The organism is Pedobacter ginsengisoli (genome assembly GCF_002736205.1).
GTDB classification, from domain to species: domain Bacteria; phylum Bacteroidota; class Bacteroidia; order Sphingobacteriales; family Sphingobacteriaceae; genus Pedobacter; species Pedobacter ginsengisoli_A.
On record NZ_CP024091.1, the window covers coordinates 3,911,708 to 3,931,526 of the forward strand.

At 40.2% G+C, this 19,819-nt stretch carries 16 protein-coding genes; 9 read left to right on the top strand and 7 right to left on the bottom strand.

Going from position 1 to position 19,819, the window contains the following annotated elements:
• Positions 1-83: 83 nt before the first annotated feature.
• The 3 genes from metH to CPT03_RS16085 all read left to right on the top strand — a co-directional run bounded on the left by metH (position 84) and on the right by CPT03_RS16085 (position 5,399).
• A complete protein-coding gene (metH, locus tag CPT03_RS16075; RefSeq protein WP_099439778.1) occupies positions 84-3,743 on the top strand; it encodes a methionine synthase in 3,660 nt (1,219 codons plus the stop codon).
• 61 nt (positions 3,744-3,804) lie between these two features.
• Positions 3,805-4,758: a methylenetetrahydrofolate reductase [NAD(P)H] gene (gene metF / locus CPT03_RS16080; RefSeq protein WP_099439779.1), complete on the top strand. Its 954-nt coding sequence runs from the start codon at positions 3,805-3,807 to the stop codon at positions 4,756-4,758.
• 194 nt (positions 4,759-4,952) lie between these two features.
• Positions 4,953-5,399 carry an META domain-containing protein gene (locus CPT03_RS16085; protein WP_099439780.1) on the top strand — a complete coding sequence of 149 codons (447 nt, stop codon included), beginning with the start codon at positions 4,953-4,955 and terminating at the stop codon, positions 5,397-5,399.
• Positions 5,400-5,461: 62 nt separating this feature from the next.
• Here CPT03_RS16085 and thrC read toward each other — a convergent pair whose 3' ends face one another.
• The 3 genes from thrC to thrA all read right to left on the bottom strand — a co-directional run bounded on the left by thrC (position 5,462) and on the right by thrA (position 10,274).
• The gene (gene thrC / locus CPT03_RS16090; protein WP_099439781.1) at positions 5,462-6,769 is read right to left on the bottom strand and encodes a threonine synthase; all 1,308 of its coding nucleotides are present in this window, start codon (positions 6,767-6,769) and stop codon (positions 5,462-5,464) included.
• A 125-nt stretch (positions 6,770-6,894) separates the two neighbouring features.
• Positions 6,895-7,830 carry a homoserine kinase gene (locus CPT03_RS16095; RefSeq protein WP_099439782.1) on the bottom strand — a complete coding sequence of 312 codons (936 nt, stop codon included), beginning with the start codon at positions 7,828-7,830 and terminating at the stop codon, positions 6,895-6,897.
• On the bottom strand, positions 7,827-10,274 hold the full coding sequence (gene thrA, locus CPT03_RS16100; protein ID WP_099439783.1) for a bifunctional aspartate kinase/homoserine dehydrogenase I: 2,448 nt from the start codon (positions 10,272-10,274) through the stop codon (positions 7,827-7,829). Before thrA ends, CPT03_RS16095 begins: the two co-directional genes overlap by 4 nt.
• Before the next feature lie 296 nt (positions 10,275-10,570).
• Here thrA and rsgA point away from each other — a divergent pair, with 296 nt between their 5' ends.
• The 4 genes from rsgA to CPT03_RS16120 all read left to right on the top strand — a co-directional run bounded on the left by rsgA (position 10,571) and on the right by CPT03_RS16120 (position 13,870).
• Entirely contained in the window at positions 10,571-11,491 is a 921-nt protein-coding gene (gene rsgA / locus CPT03_RS16105) for a ribosome small subunit-dependent GTPase A (protein WP_099439784.1), read from the top strand.
• A 5-nt stretch (positions 11,492-11,496) separates the two neighbouring features.
• Positions 11,497-11,949, top strand: a complete 453-nt coding sequence (gene dtd / locus CPT03_RS16110) for a D-aminoacyl-tRNA deacylase (protein ID WP_099439785.1) — start codon at positions 11,497-11,499, stop codon at positions 11,947-11,949.
• Between the two features lie 63 nt (positions 11,950-12,012).
• Positions 12,013-13,542, top strand: a complete 1,530-nt coding sequence (locus CPT03_RS16115) for a glycosyltransferase family 39 protein (protein ID WP_099439786.1) — start codon at positions 12,013-12,015, stop codon at positions 13,540-13,542.
• A gap of 1 nt (position 13,543) precedes the next feature.
• A complete protein-coding gene (locus CPT03_RS16120; protein WP_068888219.1) occupies positions 13,544-13,870 on the top strand; it encodes a nucleotide pyrophosphohydrolase in 327 nt (108 codons plus the stop codon).
• Positions 13,871-13,939: 69 nt separating this feature from the next.
• Here the strand turns inward: CPT03_RS16120 and CPT03_RS16125 are convergent, their stop codons facing one another.
• A complete protein-coding gene (locus tag CPT03_RS16125; RefSeq protein WP_099439787.1) occupies positions 13,940-14,341 on the bottom strand; it encodes an HIT family protein in 402 nt (133 codons plus the stop codon).
• An 11-nt stretch (positions 14,342-14,352) separates the two neighbouring features.
• Positions 14,353-14,826, bottom strand: a complete 474-nt coding sequence (gene greA, locus CPT03_RS16130) for a transcription elongation factor GreA (RefSeq protein ID WP_099439788.1) — start codon at positions 14,824-14,826, stop codon at positions 14,353-14,355.
• A 190-nt stretch (positions 14,827-15,016) separates the two neighbouring features.
• Here greA and CPT03_RS16135 point away from each other — a divergent pair, with 190 nt between their 5' ends.
• Complete coding sequence (locus CPT03_RS16135) at positions 15,017-16,894, top strand: M1 family metallopeptidase (protein WP_099439789.1); 1,878 nt, start codon at positions 15,017-15,019, stop codon at positions 16,892-16,894.
• Here the strand turns inward: CPT03_RS16135 and CPT03_RS16140 are convergent.
• On the bottom strand, positions 16,889-17,815 hold the full coding sequence (locus CPT03_RS16140) for a 2-hydroxyacid dehydrogenase (RefSeq protein WP_099439790.1): 927 nt from the start codon (positions 17,813-17,815) through the stop codon (positions 16,889-16,891). The genes CPT03_RS16135 and CPT03_RS16140 overlap by 6 nt on opposite strands.
• A gap of 20 nt (positions 17,816-17,835) precedes the next feature.
• Positions 17,836-18,618, bottom strand: a complete 783-nt coding sequence (rsmA, locus tag CPT03_RS16145; protein WP_099439791.1) for a 16S rRNA (adenine(1518)-N(6)/adenine(1519)-N(6))-dimethyltransferase RsmA — start codon at positions 18,616-18,618, stop codon at positions 17,836-17,838.
• 101 nt (positions 18,619-18,719) lie between these two features.
• Here rsmA and pdxA point away from each other — a divergent pair, with 101 nt between their 5' ends.
• Positions 18,720-19,799 carry a 4-hydroxythreonine-4-phosphate dehydrogenase PdxA gene (gene pdxA, locus CPT03_RS16150; RefSeq protein WP_099439792.1) on the top strand — a complete coding sequence of 360 codons (1,080 nt, stop codon included), beginning with the start codon at positions 18,720-18,722 and terminating at the stop codon, positions 19,797-19,799.
• The last annotated feature ends 20 nt before the right edge of the window (positions 19,800-19,819 follow it).

The window sequence follows — 19,819 nt, forward strand, 5'->3', positions numbered from 1 at the left end:
CTTTGTATGTAATAAGTTCGGCACTTGTTTAGGCTCAGCCTCTATCAACTTTAGCTTGTTACCTACTCATATTACTATTAAAAATGGACATTAGAGCAGAGTTAGAAAAACGTATCCTGATCATTGATGGTGCGATGGGCACTATGATACAACGTTACGTCCTTTCTGAAGAAGATTTCAGGGGCGAACGGTTCAAAGATCACCCCTGTGATGTAAAAGGTAATAACGATTTACTGAACATTACCCGTCCTGATATCATTAAGGCCATTCATACCGAATATTTAAAGGCCGGTACAGATATCATTGAGACCAATACTTTTAGTACCCAACGCATTTCGCTGGCCGATTACCAGATGGAAGAGCTTGATTATGAAATGAGCTTTGAGGGGGCAAAAATAGCAAAAGAGGCGGTTAATGAGTTCATGGCTGCCAACCCCGACAGGAAATGTTTTGTTGCAGGTGCTGTAGGCCCTACCAACAGAACCCTGTCTATTTCTCCGGATGTAAACGACCCGGGTTTCAGGGCACTTACTTTTGATGAGCTGGTTGATGCTTACTATGAGCAAATCCGCGGATTGGTTGATGGTGGCTCAGACCTGCTTTTAATAGAAACCATTTTTGACACCTTAAATGCCAAGGCTGCCATATTTGCCATCAAAAAATACGAGGAGATAATTGGCCGTAAAATAGAGATCATGATCTCCGGAACCATTACGGATGCTTCCGGAAGAACTTTATCAGGGCAAACTGCCGAAGCTTTCTTAAACTCAGTAATCCATGCCAATCCTTTAAGCATAGGTTTTAACTGCGCTTTAGGGGCAAAAGACATGAGGCCGCACATCGAAGAGCTTTCTGCCAAAGCAGGATGCTATGTTTCGGCATATCCTAACGCAGGCCTGCCAAATGAGTTTGGTGCTTACGATGAAATGCCTCATGAAACCGCTCATCTGGTAGAAGATTTTATTCAGCATGGTTTTGTAAATATTGTAGGTGGCTGCTGTGGAACTACCCCTGATCATATCGGTTGCATAGCCGAAAAAGCTAAAAATGTAGCGCCACGTAAAATACCTGAACTAGCGCCTCATATGCGTTTAAGCGGATTGGAGCCGGTTACCATAACTCCTGAAAGTATTTTTGTAAACATTGGTGAGCGTACAAACATTACAGGTTCTCCAAAATTCTCCAAGCTCATTTTAGGTGGGGATTTTGAAGCTGCACTGGCTGTTGCGCGTCAGCAAGTTGAGGGTGGTGCACAGGTTATTGATGTGAATATGGACGAGGGGATGATTGATTCTGAAGCCTCGATGACTAAATTCCTGAACCTGATTGCGTCTGAACCTGATATTTCCAAGCTACCAATCATGGTCGATTCATCTAAATGGTCGGTTATTGAGGCAGGGCTTAAATGCCTGCAGGGGAAAGGAATTGTAAACTCCATCTCTCTTAAAGAAGGTGAAGAAAAATTCCGCGAAAGCGCCCGCAAAATCATGACTTACGGTGCTGCTGTAGTGGTTATGGCTTTTGACGAGCAGGGACAGGCCGATAATTACGAAAGAAGAAAAGAGATCTGTAAAAGATCTTATGATATTTTAGTTGATGAAATAGGCTTTCCGCCTCAGGACATCATTTTTGACCCGAATATCCTTACCGTTGCTACCGGCTTAGAGGAACACAACAACTATGCGGTAGATTTTATAAATGCTACCCGTTGGATTAAGGAAAACCTTCCCCATGCAAAAGTAAGTGGTGGTGTTTCGAACATTTCCTTCTCATTCAGAGGAAATAATACCGTTAGGGAAGCGATGCACTCCGCATTTTTATACCATGCCATTAAAGCAGGTTTAGACATGGGGATTGTAAATGCAGGTATGCTTGAGGTTTATCAGGAAATTCCGCCAGAGCTTTTAGTGCTTGTTGAGGATGTATTGTTAAACCGTCGTGAAGATGCTACTGAGCGATTGGTTGAGTTTGCAGACACCATCAAATCTAAAGGAAAAGAGATTGTAAGAGACGAGGAATGGCGTAAAACCAGCGTTGAAGAAAGACTTTCTCATGCCCTGGTTAAAGGTATTATAGAATACCTTGATGCCGATGTGGAAGAGGCACGTCAGAAATACGACAGGCCAATTCAGGTAATTGAAGGTCCTTTAATGGATGGGATGAACATTGTGGGCGACTTGTTTGGAGCCGGCAAAATGTTCCTGCCACAGGTTGTAAAATCTGCCCGTGTAATGAAAAAAGCCGTGGCCTACCTGCTGCCGTTTATTGAGCAGGAAAAACTGAACAACCCGGATCAGGATCAGAATTCATCAGCCGGAAAGGTATTGATGGCTACTGTAAAAGGTGACGTTCATGACATTGGTAAAAACATTGTGGGCGTTGTTCTGGCATGTAATAACTTCGAAATTATTGACATGGGTGTAATGGTCCCTGCACAGGATATCATTAAAAAAGCCAAAGAAATAAATGCAGATATTATTGGTTTAAGTGGTTTAATTACCCCATCGCTTGATGAAATGGTTCATTTTGCCAAAGAGATGGAGCGCGAAGGTTTTACCATTCCTTTAATTATTGGCGGTGCTACTACTTCCAGAATCCATGCTGCCGTTAAAGTTGCGCCTAACTATTCCGGCCCGGCTATACATGTGCTGGATGCATCAAGAAGTGTAACGGTGTGCAGTACTTTAATGAACAAAGATACCCGCGACGAGTACATTCAGGGAATCCGCGAAGAATATGACAAAGCACGTGAAGCGCACTTAAACAAACGCTCTGATAAACGCTTTAAAACAATTGAAGAAGCCAGACAGGATAACTATAAAATAGATACCTCACTGGTTGCTCCTGCCCCTTCTTTTACGGGAACCAGGGTATTTGAAAACTTCCCGCTTGAAGAGCTGGTACCTTATATAGACTGGACTCCGTTTTTCCAGACCTGGGAACTACGCGGCAGTTATCCGCGTATTCTTGAAGATAAAGTGGTGGGCGATGAGGCTAAAAAGCTTTTTAGTGATGCCAAAGCTTTGTTAAAAAGAATTGTTGACGAGAAGTTACTTACTGCAAAAGCGGTAATTGGTTTCTGGCCGGCATATGCAAAAGGCGATGATATTGTACTTGATGTGGAAGGTAAAGAGGTGGTAATACATACTTTACGCCAGCAGGCTGAAAAGGTTGCCGGACAGCCGTACTATGCACTATCTGATTTTATTGCTCAGCAGGAAACAGGTGTTCCTGATTATTTTGGTGGCTTTGCACTTACTGCAGGCATTGGTTGTGATGAACTGGTAGCTGAATTTGAGGCCAATTACGACGATTACAACAGCATTATGGCCAAAGCATTGGCCGACAGGCTTGCCGAAGCTTTTGCCGAGAAAATGCATGAGCTGGTGCGTAAAGATTACTGGGGTTATGCAAAGGATGAAAATCTGGATAACGAATCGCTGATTAAAGAAGAATATGCAGGTATTCGCCCCGCACCGGGATATCCGGCTTGTCCGGAGCATACCGAAAAAGGTACTTTATTTGAATTGCTTGATGCGGAGGCCAAAATTGGCCTGCGCTTAACGGAAAGCTATGCGATGCATCCTACCGCAGCCGTAAGTGGTTTTTACTTTGCCCATCCTGAATCAAGATATTTTGGACTTGGCAAAATAACCAAAGACCAGATTGAGGACTATGCTGTGCGTAAAAACATGTCGATAGATGAAGTAGAGAGATGGTTAAGCCCTAATTTAGCCTATTAACACCCTCGTCTTCCTGAATTTATTTCAGGATAACGAATAACATTAAATAAACAGACAAACAATGAAAATTGTAGACCATATTAATAATGCCAAGGGTAAAACCTTGTTCTCTTTCGAATTATTACCGCCTGTAAAAGGCAAAAGCATAGAAGAAATATACAAAGCCATAGATCCGTTGATGGAGTTTAACCCTCCTTTTATAGACGTGACTTATCATAGAGAAGACTACATTTATAAACAGCATAGCAATGGTCTTTTAGAAAAGGTTTCCTATCGCAAAAGACCAGGTACAGTAGCCATTTGTGCGGCTATTATGAACCGATACAAAGTTGATGCGGTGCCTCACCTGATTTGCGGTGGTTTTACCAAAGAAGAGACTGAAAATGCATTGATAGACCTCCAGTTTCTGGGGATAGACAATGTGCTGGTATTAAGGGGAGATGCCCGCCATGCAGATTCTTCTTTTATACCTACTCCAGGTGGCCATGCCTTTGCTACAGATTTACTGCAACAGGTAACCGACATGAACAGCGGAAAGTACCTGCACGAAGATCATTCAGCTTTTAAAACAGATTTTTGTATTGGTGTGGCCGGTTATCCGGAGAAGCATTTTGAAGCACCTAATTTGAAGACTGACTTTAAATACCTGAAACAAAAAGTGGATATGGGTGCCGAATTTATTGTAACCCAGATGTTTTTTGACAACAATAAATACGTGAATTTTGTACAGCAGTGCAGAGAGAACGGCATCAATGTGCCAATTATTCCGGGCTTAAAACCAATCACATCCTCGAAACAGCTGATCAGCCTGCCAAAGGTATTTCATATTGACCTTCCGGAGGAACTCACTGAAGCAGTACAGGCCTGCAAGGATGAGAAACAGGTAAAAGAGGTGGGCATAGAATGGATGATACAGCAATGTAAGGAGCTGATTCAGGTTGGCGCACCGGTATTACACTTCTATACCATGAGTAACCCCGAGCCTACAAAAAAAATAGCACAAGCTATATTCTAATACGACATCACTAGTAAATTCTAATACAATATTACTACTAACACACGTCATCCTGAACTTATTTCATGATGACATGTGTGTTATAAAAAATGTGTAATAAAAAACTTACCCCCTCTCGGCATACTTAAAGCTTAATATTCCTGTTTTTAAAATAGTCTTTGTACCTTTAAGTTAACTCTACTAATTTTACCGCCATGAAAAAACTGACGCTGCTTACTCTTATAATTGCAAGTGCCTTTACTGCATGTACTACCATGAAATCTGGAACAATAGGAACCGGTGGATTGTCGCAATTGGGTGGAACCTGGGAGCTTAATTACATATCGGGACCAAGAATAGCGTTTAACGGCTTATATCCGGGTAAAAAACCGACTATAAAATTCGAAATAGGTGATAAAAAGTTTAGTGGCAATACCAGCTGCAACTCTTACACAGGAGCACTTGTTGCTGACGATAGTTCAATAAACTTTACTGCTCCTTTTGCAATGACAAAAATGGCATGCCCCGGCGAAGGAGAAGCCACATTTCTACAAATGTTAAGAAAAGTAGGTAGTTATGCGGTAACAAGCGATACCACCCTTAATTTTATGATGGGCGATATCGCTATTATGCGGTTTAGTAAGAAAGTAGTTAGTAATTAGTACTTAGTATTTAGATATAGTTTGTTAATGAAAATCTAAACATCACTTCTAAATACTAAGTACTAATACCTAAGCAAATACCCCTTAAACGCCTCATAATCTGTACTCATTTGCTCTGCCTTTTTTGGTTTGGCTAAAAGGTCTTTTACCTGATCAGGGACTTCGATGTTTGCTTTAATTGCTTCCGGGAAAATATCAGGGAATTTACAGGCGTGTGCAGTAGAAAGAAATACACCCGCGTAATTACCATCAGGGTTTTCTGCTTTATATTTTTCTAAGGCCAGCCATGCTATTGCCGTATGCGGGCAGGCAATATAATTGAACTGCTCATATAGCTCATTAATACCTTTCAGGGTTTCCTGGTCAGTAAAGCTATAGCTTTTTACGATCTGCTGCAATGCCGCTTTATCATTTTTAAACAGATCCATTATCCTTACCCAGTTGCTTGGGGCACCTACATCCATTGCATTAGAATAGGTTTGTATGGATGGTTTAGTTTCGTAAATACCTGTTTCTAAAAAACGGGGAATGGTATCATTTACATTGGTTGCTGCAATAAATTGCTTTACCGGAAGCCCCATTTTATAGGCCAACAGTCCTGCGGCAATGTTACCAAAGTTTCCGCTTGGCACAGAGAACACCACTTCATCTTTACCTTGTCTTTTTAGCTGGGCGTAGGCATTGAAATAGTAAAAAGTTTGAGGGATTAACCGCGAAATATTAATAGAATTTGCAGAGGTTAGCCTTAGCCTGGCATTTAACGTTTCATCGGCAAAAGCTTGTTTTACCAGTGCCTGGCAGTCGTCAAAAGTTCCGTCGACCTCAATGGCATGAATGTTCTGTCCGTTTGTACACAGCTGTAATTCCTGAATTTCGCTAACTTTTCCCTTAGGATATAAAATAGTTACCCTGGTGTTGGGCACACCTAAAAAGCCTAAAGCTACCGCTCCGCCTGTATCACCTGAGGTAGCAACCAGCACATCAAGCGTTTTCTGGTTATCCTTTAAAAAATAAGCCATAATACGGCTCATAAATCTGGCACCAAAGTCTTTAAAAGCAAGCGAGGGACCATGAAATAACTCTAATACCCCTGTGTTTCCATCAAGTGGTACTACCGGAGCCTCAAAATTGATAGCATCATCAATAATGCTTTGAAGATCTTCAAGGGGCATTGCATCTTTAAGTAATACCGAAGCTACTTTAAAGGCAATTTGTGATAAGGAGAACTGGTCTATGTTATCAATAAATTCCTTATCCAATTCCGGAATGTTTACCGGCATATATAAACCCTTGTCTAAAGGCATGCTGTTAAAAACAGCAGTGGCAAAATCTACTTTTAAACTTTGGTTATTGGTACTGTATAGTTTCATTTTTAGTATTTAGTAATTAGTAGGTAGTATTTAGACATGGCGGGTATTTAGTATTTAGCAGGTAGTGTTTAGATTTTCAGTAATAAACTATGTCTAAATACTACCTACTAATTACTCTAAACACATCAATCCAATATTATAGGTCCTTTTTTATTTACTTCCGAAACAAAAGACAAGCTGTTTATCGAGATACTCTTTAAATGCTGCTTTAATTTTTCAGTGATTTTGCTTGCAGTTTCTGCATCTTTTGTAAGTGCAAATACTGACGGCCCTGATCCTGAAATACCAAAACCTACCGCTCCGTTCTTCATTGCAATAGAGCGCAGTTTATAAAAATCAGGGATTAATATAGAACGTGTTGGTTCAACAAGTATATCTGTCATGCTTCTTCCAATTAAATCGTAGTCTTTCATAAACAAGCCGCTAACTAATCCGGCCACATTGCCCCATTGGGTTACGGCATCTTTTAGCAATACTTTAGAACGGATCATTTGGCGGGCATCTTTGGTTGGAACATCAACTTCAGGATATACAATGGCAGCATGCATTTCCTCTGGAAAAGGCAGGCTAATGATATCCAATGGCTGATAGCTTCTTATTAAAACAAACCCACCCATTAAAGCAGGAGCAACATTATCTGCATGGCCATAACCACATGCCAGTTCCTCGCCTTTCATGGCAAAGGGTACAAGCTCTTTGTTGGTCAGCAAATTATCCATCAAAGTGTTTATAGCAAACAGACCGGCTACAGTACTTGCAGAGCTTGAACCGAGCCCGCTGCCTATTGGCATCTTTTTGTGAAGTTCAATTTCAACACCCAGATCAGGTTTGCCGATATGGTTTAAATAATGTTGTACACTGGCACTAACCGTATTTTTTGCGGGGTTTAATGGCAGTTTCCCATCATCACCGGTGATTTTTGAAATGGTAATACCTTTACCCTCAGTAAGTGTCATAATTACCTCGTCGCCCGGTTGGTTTACAGCAAATCCTAAAACATCATATCCACAAACCACATTGGCTACAGTGGCAGGAGCAAAAACTTTTATAGACTTTCTCATCGCTTACCCACGTTTATGATGTCAGCAAATACACCAGCGGCAGTTACTTCTGAGCCCGCACCGGGTCCCTTTACTACCAAAGGTCTGTCTTTATAACGGTTGGTAGTAAATGAAATGATATTATCACTACCTGAAAGGGTAAAGAACGGGTGGTTCTCATCTACCATTTGCAGGTTGATGGAAACTTTACCACCTTCCATTTTACCAATATACCTTAATACCTTATTATTTTGAGTAGCCTGGTTTTTCAGGTTTTCGAAGTGTGCTGAGTTGTTTTTTAATTCTTTGTAAAAGTCGGCCACACTCTCTGCAGCCATGCACGATGCAGGTAACATATTTTCCAGTTCTATATCTTTTTCTTCTAAAGCATATCCGGCATCACGAGCCAGAATAAGCATTTTGCGCATAAAATCTTTGCCATTAAGGTCATCTCTCGGGTCGGGTTCTGTAAAGCCTTTTTCCTGCGCTTCTTTTACAACCTCATGGAAAAGTACTCCGTCCTTATAGTTGTTAAAGATGTAAGAGATGGTACCTGAAAGGATCGCTTCAATAGAAGCAACCTTATCACCGCTTAACATCAGGTCCTTAAGTGTGCGAATGATTGGCAGGCCGGCTCCTACATTGGTTTCATAGAAAAAGTCGACACCATAAGTTCTTGCTGCCTGTTTAAAGGCCGCATACTGCTCGTAATCTGCAGAGTTTCCTATTTTGTTGCAGGTAACTACAGAGATGCTCGATTGCAATATATCCAGATAAAACTCAACAGGGTTATGGCTTGCAGTATTGTCTACAAATACGCAGTTCGGCAGGTTCATTGCTTTCATCCTTCTGATAAAATCAGGCAGACTTGCTTTAGTGTCCTGATTGTTCAGGTCTTGTTCCCAGGTATTAAGATCAATACCTCTTGGGTCAAGGTACATTTTACGGGTATTGCTTACACCCATTACTTTAACCTGCAGGTCGTTATTCTCTGCAAGGAAAGGCATCTGATCCTGAAGTTGCTTAAACAAGGTTTTACCTATATTTCCGGTACCCAGACAAAATATATGCAGGGTCTTTTTAAGATTTGAATAAAATGCATCGTGTATGGCATTTACAGCTTTAGACAAGTCGGTTTTTGAGATAATTACCGAGATGTTATATTCTGAAGAACCTTGTGCAATGGCCCTAACATTTACACCGTTACGACCTAAGGCGCCAAACAGTTTGCCCGACATGCCCGGTGTGCGCTTCATGTTCTCGCCTACTATAGCTACCACAGAAAGTCCGTTTTCTACTTCCGGATATTCCAGCTTACGCGCCTGCAGTTCCAATTCAAATTCTTTATTGATTAATGACAATGCCTTTAAAGAATCGGCCGGTTTTACCGCAAAGGTAATGCTGTGCTCTGATGACGACTGCGTAATAAGTACAACGTTAACCTGCTCGCGCGAAAGCATAGAGAAAAGCCTGCCGCTAAAGCCTGCCTTGCCTACCATTCCGCTTCCTGAAAGGTTTAAAACGCTGATTTCATCAATTGACGAAATCCCTTTTATCGGAAGATTTGAAGGACTTATGCCATGCTTAATATAGGTTCCTGCAAAGTCTGTATTGAATGTATTTTTAATTACAATCGGGATTTTCTTTAAAAATGCCGGAATCATGGTTGGAGGATAGATCACCTTGGCACCGAAATAAGAAAGCTCCATTGCTTCAGTATAACTCAGTTCAGGCAATGAAAAAGCCTTTTTAACAATTCTCGGATCGGCTGTTAACATCCCGTCAACATCTGTCCATATCTGTATTTCTGATGCGTTTAATGCGGCACCCCATATTGCGGCGGTATAATCGCTGCCGCCGCGGCCAAGTGTAGTTACACGCCCTTCATCATTGCTGGATATGAAACCGGTAACAAACAGGAGGTTGTTTTGGTTGGCCTCATAAAAGTCGTTAATGAGCATTTCGGTCATGTAAGTATTTACCTTAGCTTGTCCAAAATTACTATCTGTTTTAATCAGCTCAGCCCCATCAACATACACTGCATTTGGGAATTGTCTTTTAGCAATATGGCTGATCATTACTGTAGAGCAGCGCTCTCCGTAACTAAGAATCAGATCTTTGGTTTGAGCACTAAGCTCACGAAGGTTATATACGGATTGTAAAATATCTTCAAGCTCGTTAAAATAAATTTTAAGCTTAGTAAGTACAGGGTTTTGTGCACTGGCTGGTAATAAAGTTCTGATTACTTTGAAGTGTTTCTCCTCAACAAGTTTCAGTGCATCGCTATAGTCTCTCAGGTTCCGGGCATTTTCTGCCATGTCGAGTAATGCGTTGGTAACACCGCCCATTGCTGATAAAACTACTATAGGGTTCTCCTCTCCCTGCAGTGGCTTAAGTATCTCTATCAAAGCGCTTATGCTTTCGACAGAACCGACTGATGTGCCTCCAAATTTTAAAATATTCATAGTTGTTGGTTAAAAAAAAAGCGCCTTCCCGGTTTAGAGGAAGGCGCTTTTCGTGGTTTTTTATTTTTTCAGTTACACCATTAGCTTACCTTCCCTCCGAGAAATCCCGGTGGTGGTGGTAGTGGTTGTAATTGTTGAGTTCATATACATTGTATTTTTTACACTTAGTGTGCTACGGTGTAAAGTAAAGTTATATTTTTCTAATTAGCAAATGATTATAAAAATATTTTAGTGTAAGGTAGTACTTAGTAGATAGTATTGAGTACTTAAAACAATTATTACCTTTACAGCTTTATATGCGAGGATTAGTAATTAAATCAACAGGAAGCTGGTATCAGGTTCATGCAGAAGATGGCATCGACTACGACTGCCGGATTAAGGGCAAGTTTAGAATTCAGGGTATTCAAACCACAAATCCCATTGCGGTTGGAGATCATGTAGAGTTTGAGCTTGAGCCAAACTCCGACAATGGAATCATCAATAAACTGCATGACCGGAAAAATTATATTATCCGCAAATCGATCAATTTATCCAAGCAGGCGCAAATTATTGCAGCCAATATGGATCAGGCTTTTTTGGTGGTTACACTTGCCTCTCCCCGTACTTCGTTAGGCTTTATTGATCGCTTTTTGGCAACTGCCGAAGCATACTCTATTCCTGCAGTTCTGATTTTTAATAAGCTAGACCTTTTTAATGAGGATGGCCTGGCTATTTTAGCTGAGTATGCAGCCATTTATGAAAACATCGGTTATCCCTGCTATACAGTATCGGCCATAGAGGGAACCAATATCTCTCAGATAGAAAGCTTACTTAAAGATAAAACTACCTTGTTTTCCGGCCATTCGGGTGTTGGAAAATCAAGTCTTATTAATGCACTGTTACCCGGAAGAAGTATTAAAACAGGTGAAATCTCAGAGGCCAGCGACAAAGGTCAGCATACTACAACCTTTGCAGAAATGCATACTTTGCCGTTCGGAGGCTACTTGATAGATACTCCGGGTATAAGGGAACTAGGGATATTCGACATCAGGCCTGAAGAGCTTGGTCATTATTTCAGAGAGATGAGGGATTTGATGCATGAATGTAAGTTTAACAACTGCCGACATGTTAATGAACCCGGCTGCGCGGTTATAAAAGCGGTAGAAAATGGCGAAATAGAACTAAGCAGGTACGAAAGCTACCTTAGTATTTATAATGGTAACGAAACAAGGGCTTAGGCAATATGAGAGCTATTATTCAAAGGGTTACTGAAGCCAGCTGCAAAGTAGATGGCGAAGTAACAGGTGCTATTACTAATGGCTTTCTGGTTTTGCTGGGCATTGAAGATGCTGACACCGGGGAAGACCTGGATTGGCTGTCGCAAAAAATAGTAAATATGCGGGTTTTTGGCGATGAAAACGGGCTGATGAATAAGGGGCTTATGGATATTGATGGAAACATTCTACTGATCAGTCAATTTACATTATTTGCCTCTACTAAAAAGGGCAACCGGCCTGGCTTTACCAGAGCGGCAAGGCCCGATAAGGCCATTCCATTGTATGAGTCTATGATCAAACAATTGTCTTCTTTACTGAATAAAGAAATTCAAACCGGAATATTCGGTGCCGATATGAAGATCAGCCTCGTAAATGATGGTCCGGTTACCATAAGTATCGATACCAAAAACAAAGAATAACAGCTTTACTGAATTTTAGGTAAGTTTATTCACCGTAAATTGATATTATCTAAACTGCCTGGTATGCCACTTGAAAAACCCCGAACTGAAACAATTGTTTTAGTATCCTTTGTTGTATTGAAGCTTTTTTTACATTGTTTCCTGATTAATCCGGCATATGAATTACACCGGGATGAATTTTTACATCTGGACCAGGCAAATCATCTGGCATGGGGCTTTCAATCTGTACCTCCTGCTACTTCCATTTTCGCCTGGATTATAAAAGTACTTGGAGGCAGTGTCTTCATCATACGACTGGTTACTGCCTGTTTTGGTGCTGGCACATTGGTATATTCGTGGTTTATTGTAAAAGAGCTAAAAGGTAATCTGTTTGCTAAAGTATTATGCATGGTGGCTTTGTTTGCATGTGCCATTGCACGTTTAGACATGCTGTTTCAACCCAATGCTTTTGATATTCTAAGCTGGACAGCCACCTACTATTACTTTGTAAAATACATATCTACCAGCAAACCCAGGTTTATTTACTATGCAATATTGGCCATTGCAGTAGGATTTTTAAACAAATACAGTATCGGATTTCTGATTATAGGTTTATTGGTTGGATTTTTGGCATCACCACAACGGTATATATTTAAAACGAAGCACTTATACATTGCTGCTTGCATAGGTTTACTACTTGTTTTGCCAAACCTAATATGGCAATATCAAAATCATTTTCCTGTGGTTAGGCATATGAAGGAACTTGCAGCAACCCAGCTGGACAAGATAAACCGCATAGATTTCCTTAAAGATCAATTGCTGTATTACATTGGCGACCTCTGGATTCTCTTTGCTGCTGCAATTGCATTTTTTATTTACAAGCCCTTTAAAGATTTTAGATGGATAGGCTTAAGTTACCTAACCGCTATTATCTTATTTACCTGGTTTAGGGCAAAGGCGTATTACGCAGCGGGGCTATATCCGGTTTTGTTAGCCTATGGATCAGTTTATTTGGGTACGGCACTTAAACTTGGATGGCAAAGGCATCTTAAGACCGTTGCCTTATGTACTGCTTTGATCATGTTTTTTCTTACCATCCGGCTGACTTATCCCATATTAACACCGGGAGAAATTACCCTTAAAAAGAAGAAATTTGAAATGGTGGGGGCTTTGAAATGGGAAGACGGGAAAAACCATCATTTACCTCAGGACTTTGCAGATATGCTTGGCTGGAGAGAGCTGGCAAAGATTGTTGATGAGGTCTATAAAAAGATTCCGGAGAAAGAAAGCCTGATTATTCTTTGTGATAATTATGGAGAAGCCGGTGCCATAAATCATTATTCGGCTTTTAAAAATATCCATGCTGTTTCATTCAGTGCAGATTACATTACCTGGGTTAATCTGGACAAACAAATTAAAAACGTTATTCTTGTTAACAGTATTGAGGATGATGACCCTGATAGAAAAGTGGAAAGACCTATATTTGAACGGGTAATAAAAATTGGCACTGTCGAAAATAAAATGGCCCGCGAATATGGGACATCAGTTTATTTATTAGAAAATGCTAAAATTGATATTAATGCCCGTTTAAGGGCAGAAATGAAAGAAGATTAAAATGACAATAGAAGAAGCACAGAAAACTGTAGACCAATGGATTAATACTACAGGAATCAGATATTTTAATGAATTAACCAATACCGCTATCTTAATGGAAGAAGTTGGTGAGGTTGCAAGGATCATGTCGAGAAAATACGGCGAGCAATCATTTAAGAAGAGTGATGAAGCCGTTGATCTGGGTGATGAAATGGCAGATGTGCTTTTTGTTTTGATATGTCTGGCCAACCAAACCGGAATTGACCTGACCGCCGCTCTTGAAAAGAACCTGGTTAAAAAGAATATCCGCGATGCGGAAAGGCATAAAAACAATGAGAAGTTAAAATAACAGGATAATACTTAACAAAAAAAGCAGCACTTTTAAGCACTGCCTTTCAGGTATTTAAAAAAAATGTTTTTAATCGAGGGTTAGTGCTGCTTTAATTTTAGCCGCAGCTTCTGCTAATTCCTCATTTGTAGGTTTTAGTTTTTCTTTACTAAAATTCATATCGTTTACGGCATTCATCGGGATCAGGTGAATATGTACATGAGGTACTTCAAGTCCGATAACTGCTACACCTACTTTTTTACAAGGGAAAGCTTCTTTTAAACCATTCGCCACTATTTTGGCAAATAAAGTTAGCCCGAAATAACTTTCGTCATCCATATCAAAGATGTAGTCAATTTCCTTTTTAGGGATTACCAGCACATGGCCCATTACCAATGGACTCACATCTAAAAAGGCAAGGAATTCGCTGGTCTCGGCAACTATATGTGCCGGAATCTCGCGATCAACAATTTTTGAAAATATGCTTGACATGCTTTTGGGTTTTATCTGGTGATTTCCAATATTTCGAATTCTATTTTACCTGCAGGCACCTGAATTTCAGTTTTATCGCCAACAGATTTACCCAATAACCCCTGGGCAATAGGAGATTTTACTGAAATCTTTCCTGTTTTTAAATCGGCCTCCGATTCAGCTACCAATTGATAACTCATTGTGGCTCCATTTTTAACATTCTTGATCTTTACGATTGATAATGCCAGTACTTTAGAAGTATCCAGTTTCGACTCGTCAATTAGCCTTGCTGTTGAAAGTGTTGTTTCAAGCTTCGCTATCTTGGCTTCATGTAAACCTTGGGCTTCCTTTGCTGCATCGTATTCCGCGTTCTCAGAAAGGTCTCCTTTATCTCTGGCTTCTGCTATCGCCTTAGATATTAACTGCCTTCCGGTAGTTTTTAAATAGTGCACCTCTTCCTTTAGTTTCTCTAAACCATCTTGGGTATAATATGTTACCTCTGTCATAGCTCGTTTATTTTGTTAATTACTCTAAAAAACAAACAAGACTACATGGGGTTTTAACCTACATAGTCTTGCTTCAATTAAAACGAAGATAATGGGGTAATACCACAAAAACAAATTATTGATCTAAAATGATGCAGTTATGAAGAAAATAAGGCTACTTTTATATTTCCAATAAGTTAACAGTTATAGAATGAACACGTTAAAAGCATTACTCCTATTCTTAATCACTTCATTTACAGCTAGTGCCCAGGAATTATATATGCCACGAAATATAAAAAATGCATATGATAATGAAACACGCTCATACGATGGCAAACCAGGAAAGAATTACTGGCAAAACCGCGGAAAGTACGACATTCAGGTATCGGTAGACGAAAAAACTAAGACTGTAAGTGGAAAAGAAACAATTATTTACACCAATAATAGCCCCGACACGCTAAAAACAGCAGCAATAAGATTTGTAAACAACATTCATAAACCGGAAGCGCCAAGAGCGGGTTATGTTGGCGCCGATTTTTTATCAAGCGGCTTAAAAATCACCTCATTTACAGTAAATGGCGAAAAGTATGATGTAAACAGTGCCAATTGGGGCACAGTTGCAGCTGTTACACTTAAAAAAGCATTGCCTGCAGGCCAATCGGCAACGTTTGTTATTGAATGGAATTACCCGTTATCAAAACAAAGCGGGCGCGAAGGGCAAATTGATGAGACTTCTCTTTTTGTAGCTTATGCATACCCAAGAATATCAGTTTACGATGATTATAATGGATGGGATATGATTCCGCATAGCGACAGGACTGAATTTTATAATGATTTTAACGACTATAAGCTTGCTGTTAAAGCACCAAAGAATTATGTGGTTTGGGCAACCGGAGATTTGCTAAACCCTGACGAGGTTCTGGAACCGGAATATGCTTCGAGACTAAAAAAATCTTATACTTCTGATGAGGTAATACATATTGCCACCGCCGCTGAAATGCAAAAAGGCGGAGTGACAAAGCCTGTTGATGGCAATATCTGGAAATTTGAAGCGAAAAATATAACGGATGTTACCTTCTCTCTAAGCAGCAGCTATGTGTGGGATGCCGCAAGTGTTGTGGTTGACAAGAAAACCAACAGAAGGGCAAGTGTACAGGCGGCATATAGTAAAGTGGCCAATGATTTTTCGCATGCAGTGGAATGGGGAAGAATTGCATTGGATTGGTTTTCGAACAACTGGCCTGGTGTTCCTTATCCTTTTTCAAAAATGACCGCTTTTCAGGGCTTTGCCGATATGGAATACCCAATGATGGTTAATGATTCGAGCACTCCGGATCTGGAGTTTTCACAATTTGTACTTAACCATGAAATTGCCCATACTTATTTCCCTTTTTATATGGGCACCAATGAAACCCGTTACGCATTTATGGATGAGGGCTGGGCCACAACTTTAGAGTATTTGATTGGACAACAACAGCTGGGTAAAGAAAAAGCGGCCGAAAACTATAAGAAGTTCAGGGTTAAACGCTGGATATCTGACCCATCAACAGAGCAGGACCAGCCGATTGTTTCCATGTCTACCCAGGTATCAGATGCCGGATACGGAAATAACGCATATGGCAAGCCTTCATTAGCATACCTTGCGCTTAAAGATATGCTTGGCGATGAGGTTTTTGGCAAAGCACTGCACAGTTATATGGATAACTGGAATGGCAAGCACCCAATTCCCTGGGATTTCTTTTATTCTTTTAATAATGCCACAAAACAGAACTTGAACTGGTTTTGGAACAATTGGTTTTTTAGCAATAACTATATTGACCTAGCTATTGAAAAGGTAGTTATAAAAGGAAACAATTACACAATTTCGGTAAAAAATAAAGGCGGATTTGCTGTTCCTTTTGATTTAAAGGTGATTTATAATGACGGCAAGGAGCAGCGGATCCATAAAACCCCGGAAACCTGGAAAAACAATCGTATGGAGACATTTTTTGAAGTCAGGGCCAATGCCCCCATACAATCTGTTACTTTAGACGGTGGTATTTTTATGGATGCACAGCCAACCGACAATATTTGGGTAAAGAAATTATAAGCGGCTTAATTTTTCGGCAAGAACTTCTGAAATTTTTCTGTACGAATCGAAAGTCCAGCCCCCAACATGTGGTGTCAGGATCACTTTATCGGAGTTAGCCAGTTCCTGATACCAGTTTTGTGTTCCCAATGCCGGGAATTTCTCAACTTCCAGTACATCTAGCCCGGCACCCAATATTTTATTTGCTGCTATTGCATTTAAAACTGCTTTGGTGTTTACCACCTCGCCCCTTGCGGTATTTATAAAAAAGATAGGTTTACGGAAATGAAGCAGATACTCATCATCTACCATTTGCCTGGTTTCTGCCGTAAGCGGGATATGTAAGCTCAGCACATCGCTTTGTTTTACAATCTCTTCCATGCTTACTTCTTTAGCGTAGGCATCGCTAAAGCCTGTTTTATACTTATCGTATGCCATAACATTAACTTCAAAACCTGCCAGTTTTTTAGCAAAGCTTTTACCCATAAAGCCATAACCGATAATCCCTACGGTTTTACCTTTAAGCTCAAAGCCACGACTACCCTCTCTATCCCAAACACCATTTCTTACTTCTATATCTGCCCTGCGAAAGTTATTCATAAGTGCAAGCAGCAAACCAGTGGCATGCTCGCCTACAGCATCCATATTCCCTTCGGGTGCATTTAGCAGTTCAATATTTTTTTCTTTTGCAAAGGCTTCATCTATGTTATCCAAACCAGCTCCTGCCCTTGCAACAAACTTTAACTTAGTGGCGGCACTTAAAAGTTCTTTATCAATTAAAAACTTTGTGCGGACAGCTATTCCATCATAATCGGCAATTACCTCAAGCGTTTCGGCCCTGGTGATAAGTGGCTGATCGTTTACTTCATATCCCATTGCAATGGCACTTTCTTTAAATGCCGGATGCAAATCGTCAACTATTAATATTTTTCCTTTGGTCATTTTTGGGATTCTATTTACTACTATTGAGATAAATGCGATAAATGCTGGGTAAGGGCAATAAAATCGGCAACGGTTAGCTGCTCTGCACGTTTATCAAAAAATATATGATTGTCCATTTTATCTTTAGAGACAACGCCTGATAAGGCATTGCGCAAAGTTTTTCTTCTTTGATTAAAACCCGCTTTTACGGTACGCCAAAAAAGCTTCTCATCGCAAGGTAGTGTTTCTACATTATTACGGCTCAATCTGATTACCCCTGAATTTACCTTAGGCGGAGGATTAAACGTACCCGGCTTAACGGTAAACAGGTATTCAATATCGTAGTAAGCCTGAATCAGTACACTTAATATACCGTAGTCTTTTGTTCCTGCTTTAGAGGCGCATCGCTCTGCAACTTCTTTTTGGAACATCCCTACCATTTCAACCACATTGGCCCTGTTTTCGAGGACCTTGAACAAGATCTGGGACGAAATATTATAAGGAAAGTTTCCGATGATGGCATATTTGGCTGGAAAAATATCAGAAAGATTTAATGCCAGAAAATCGCCATTAATAAGCCTGTTGCCTAGTTGAGGATATTTTTCTTTCAGAAAATGATACGATTCAACATCTATATCAATAAGAAAAGTTTCGAGGTCTGTTCGTTCCAGTAAGATATCTGATAAGATTCCCATACCGGGACCAACCTCTAGTACCTGCTTATACTTATCTGTATGAATAAGGCCGTTTACTATTTTTGCCGCAATGTTTTTATCCGTTAAAAAATGTTGCCCTAAATGTTTTTTTGCCTTTACCAAACTCATATCCTGATCTATTAAAAACTGCAAAATAAGCAAAGTTTTACCAGTATCGGACTAACATTAAGGTGAAATTCTGTAATTTGCACCAAATTTTTTATTTGGATATGAGCAATAAAATTAAAATCGGCATAAGTATAGGCGATATAAATGGCATAGGATTAGAGGTTATCCTTAAAACCTTATCTGAAAACCGCATTTTAGACTATTGCACGCCAATTGTTTACGGCCATACTAAAGTTGCTTCTTATCACCGCAAAGCATTAGGGATGAATGATCTCGTTTTTAATGTGATTAACACTGCTGATGCGGCAAATCCGAAAAAAGCAAACCTGATTAATTGCTGGGAAGAGGATGTAAAAATAGACCTTGGGGTTTCAAACGAAACTGGGGGAAGGTATGCACTTTTATCATTAGAAAAGGCAACCGACGACCTGGTTAACGGCAATATTGATGCGCTGGTAACTGCTCCGATAAACAAACACAATATCCAATCTGATACTTTTAATTTCCCCGGACACACGGAGTACCTGCAACAACGCAGCGGTGGCGATGATGTGCTGATGTTTTTAATAAGCGAGGACATTCGTGTTGGAGTAGTAACAGGACATATTCCCATTACCGCGGTATCGGCAAGTATTACCAAAGACAAAATTGTAAAGAAACTGGTCATGATGAATGAAAGTCTGAAAAAAGATTTTTGGATAGAAAAACCAAAAATTGCTGTTTTAGGTCTTAACCCTCATGCCGGTGATAATGGTTTACTAGGAAAAGAAGAGGCCGATATCATTACGCCTGCAATTCAGGAAGCTTTTGATAAAGGGGTAATTTGCTTTGGCCCTTATCCTGCCGATGGCTTTTTTGGCAGCGGAGGTTATAAACAGTTTGATGCGGTGCTGGCCATGTACCATGACCAGGGCTTAATTCCTTTTAAAACTATCGCTTTTAGTACGGGGGTTAATTACAGCGCCGGACTAAAGGTTGTACGTACATCACCGGATCATGGAACCGGGTATGATATTGCAGGAAAGAATGTTGCCGATCCGACTTCGTTTATAGAAGCCGTTTTTGCAGCTGTTCACATTGTGAAAAACCGCAGGGAGCAGGAAGAATTATTAAAAAATCAACTGCGCAGTGGTGGAAAAATTATAGAAACCGCTGCAGATATGAAAGATGACGCAAATTAAGAGTATTTATTTTTCAATAA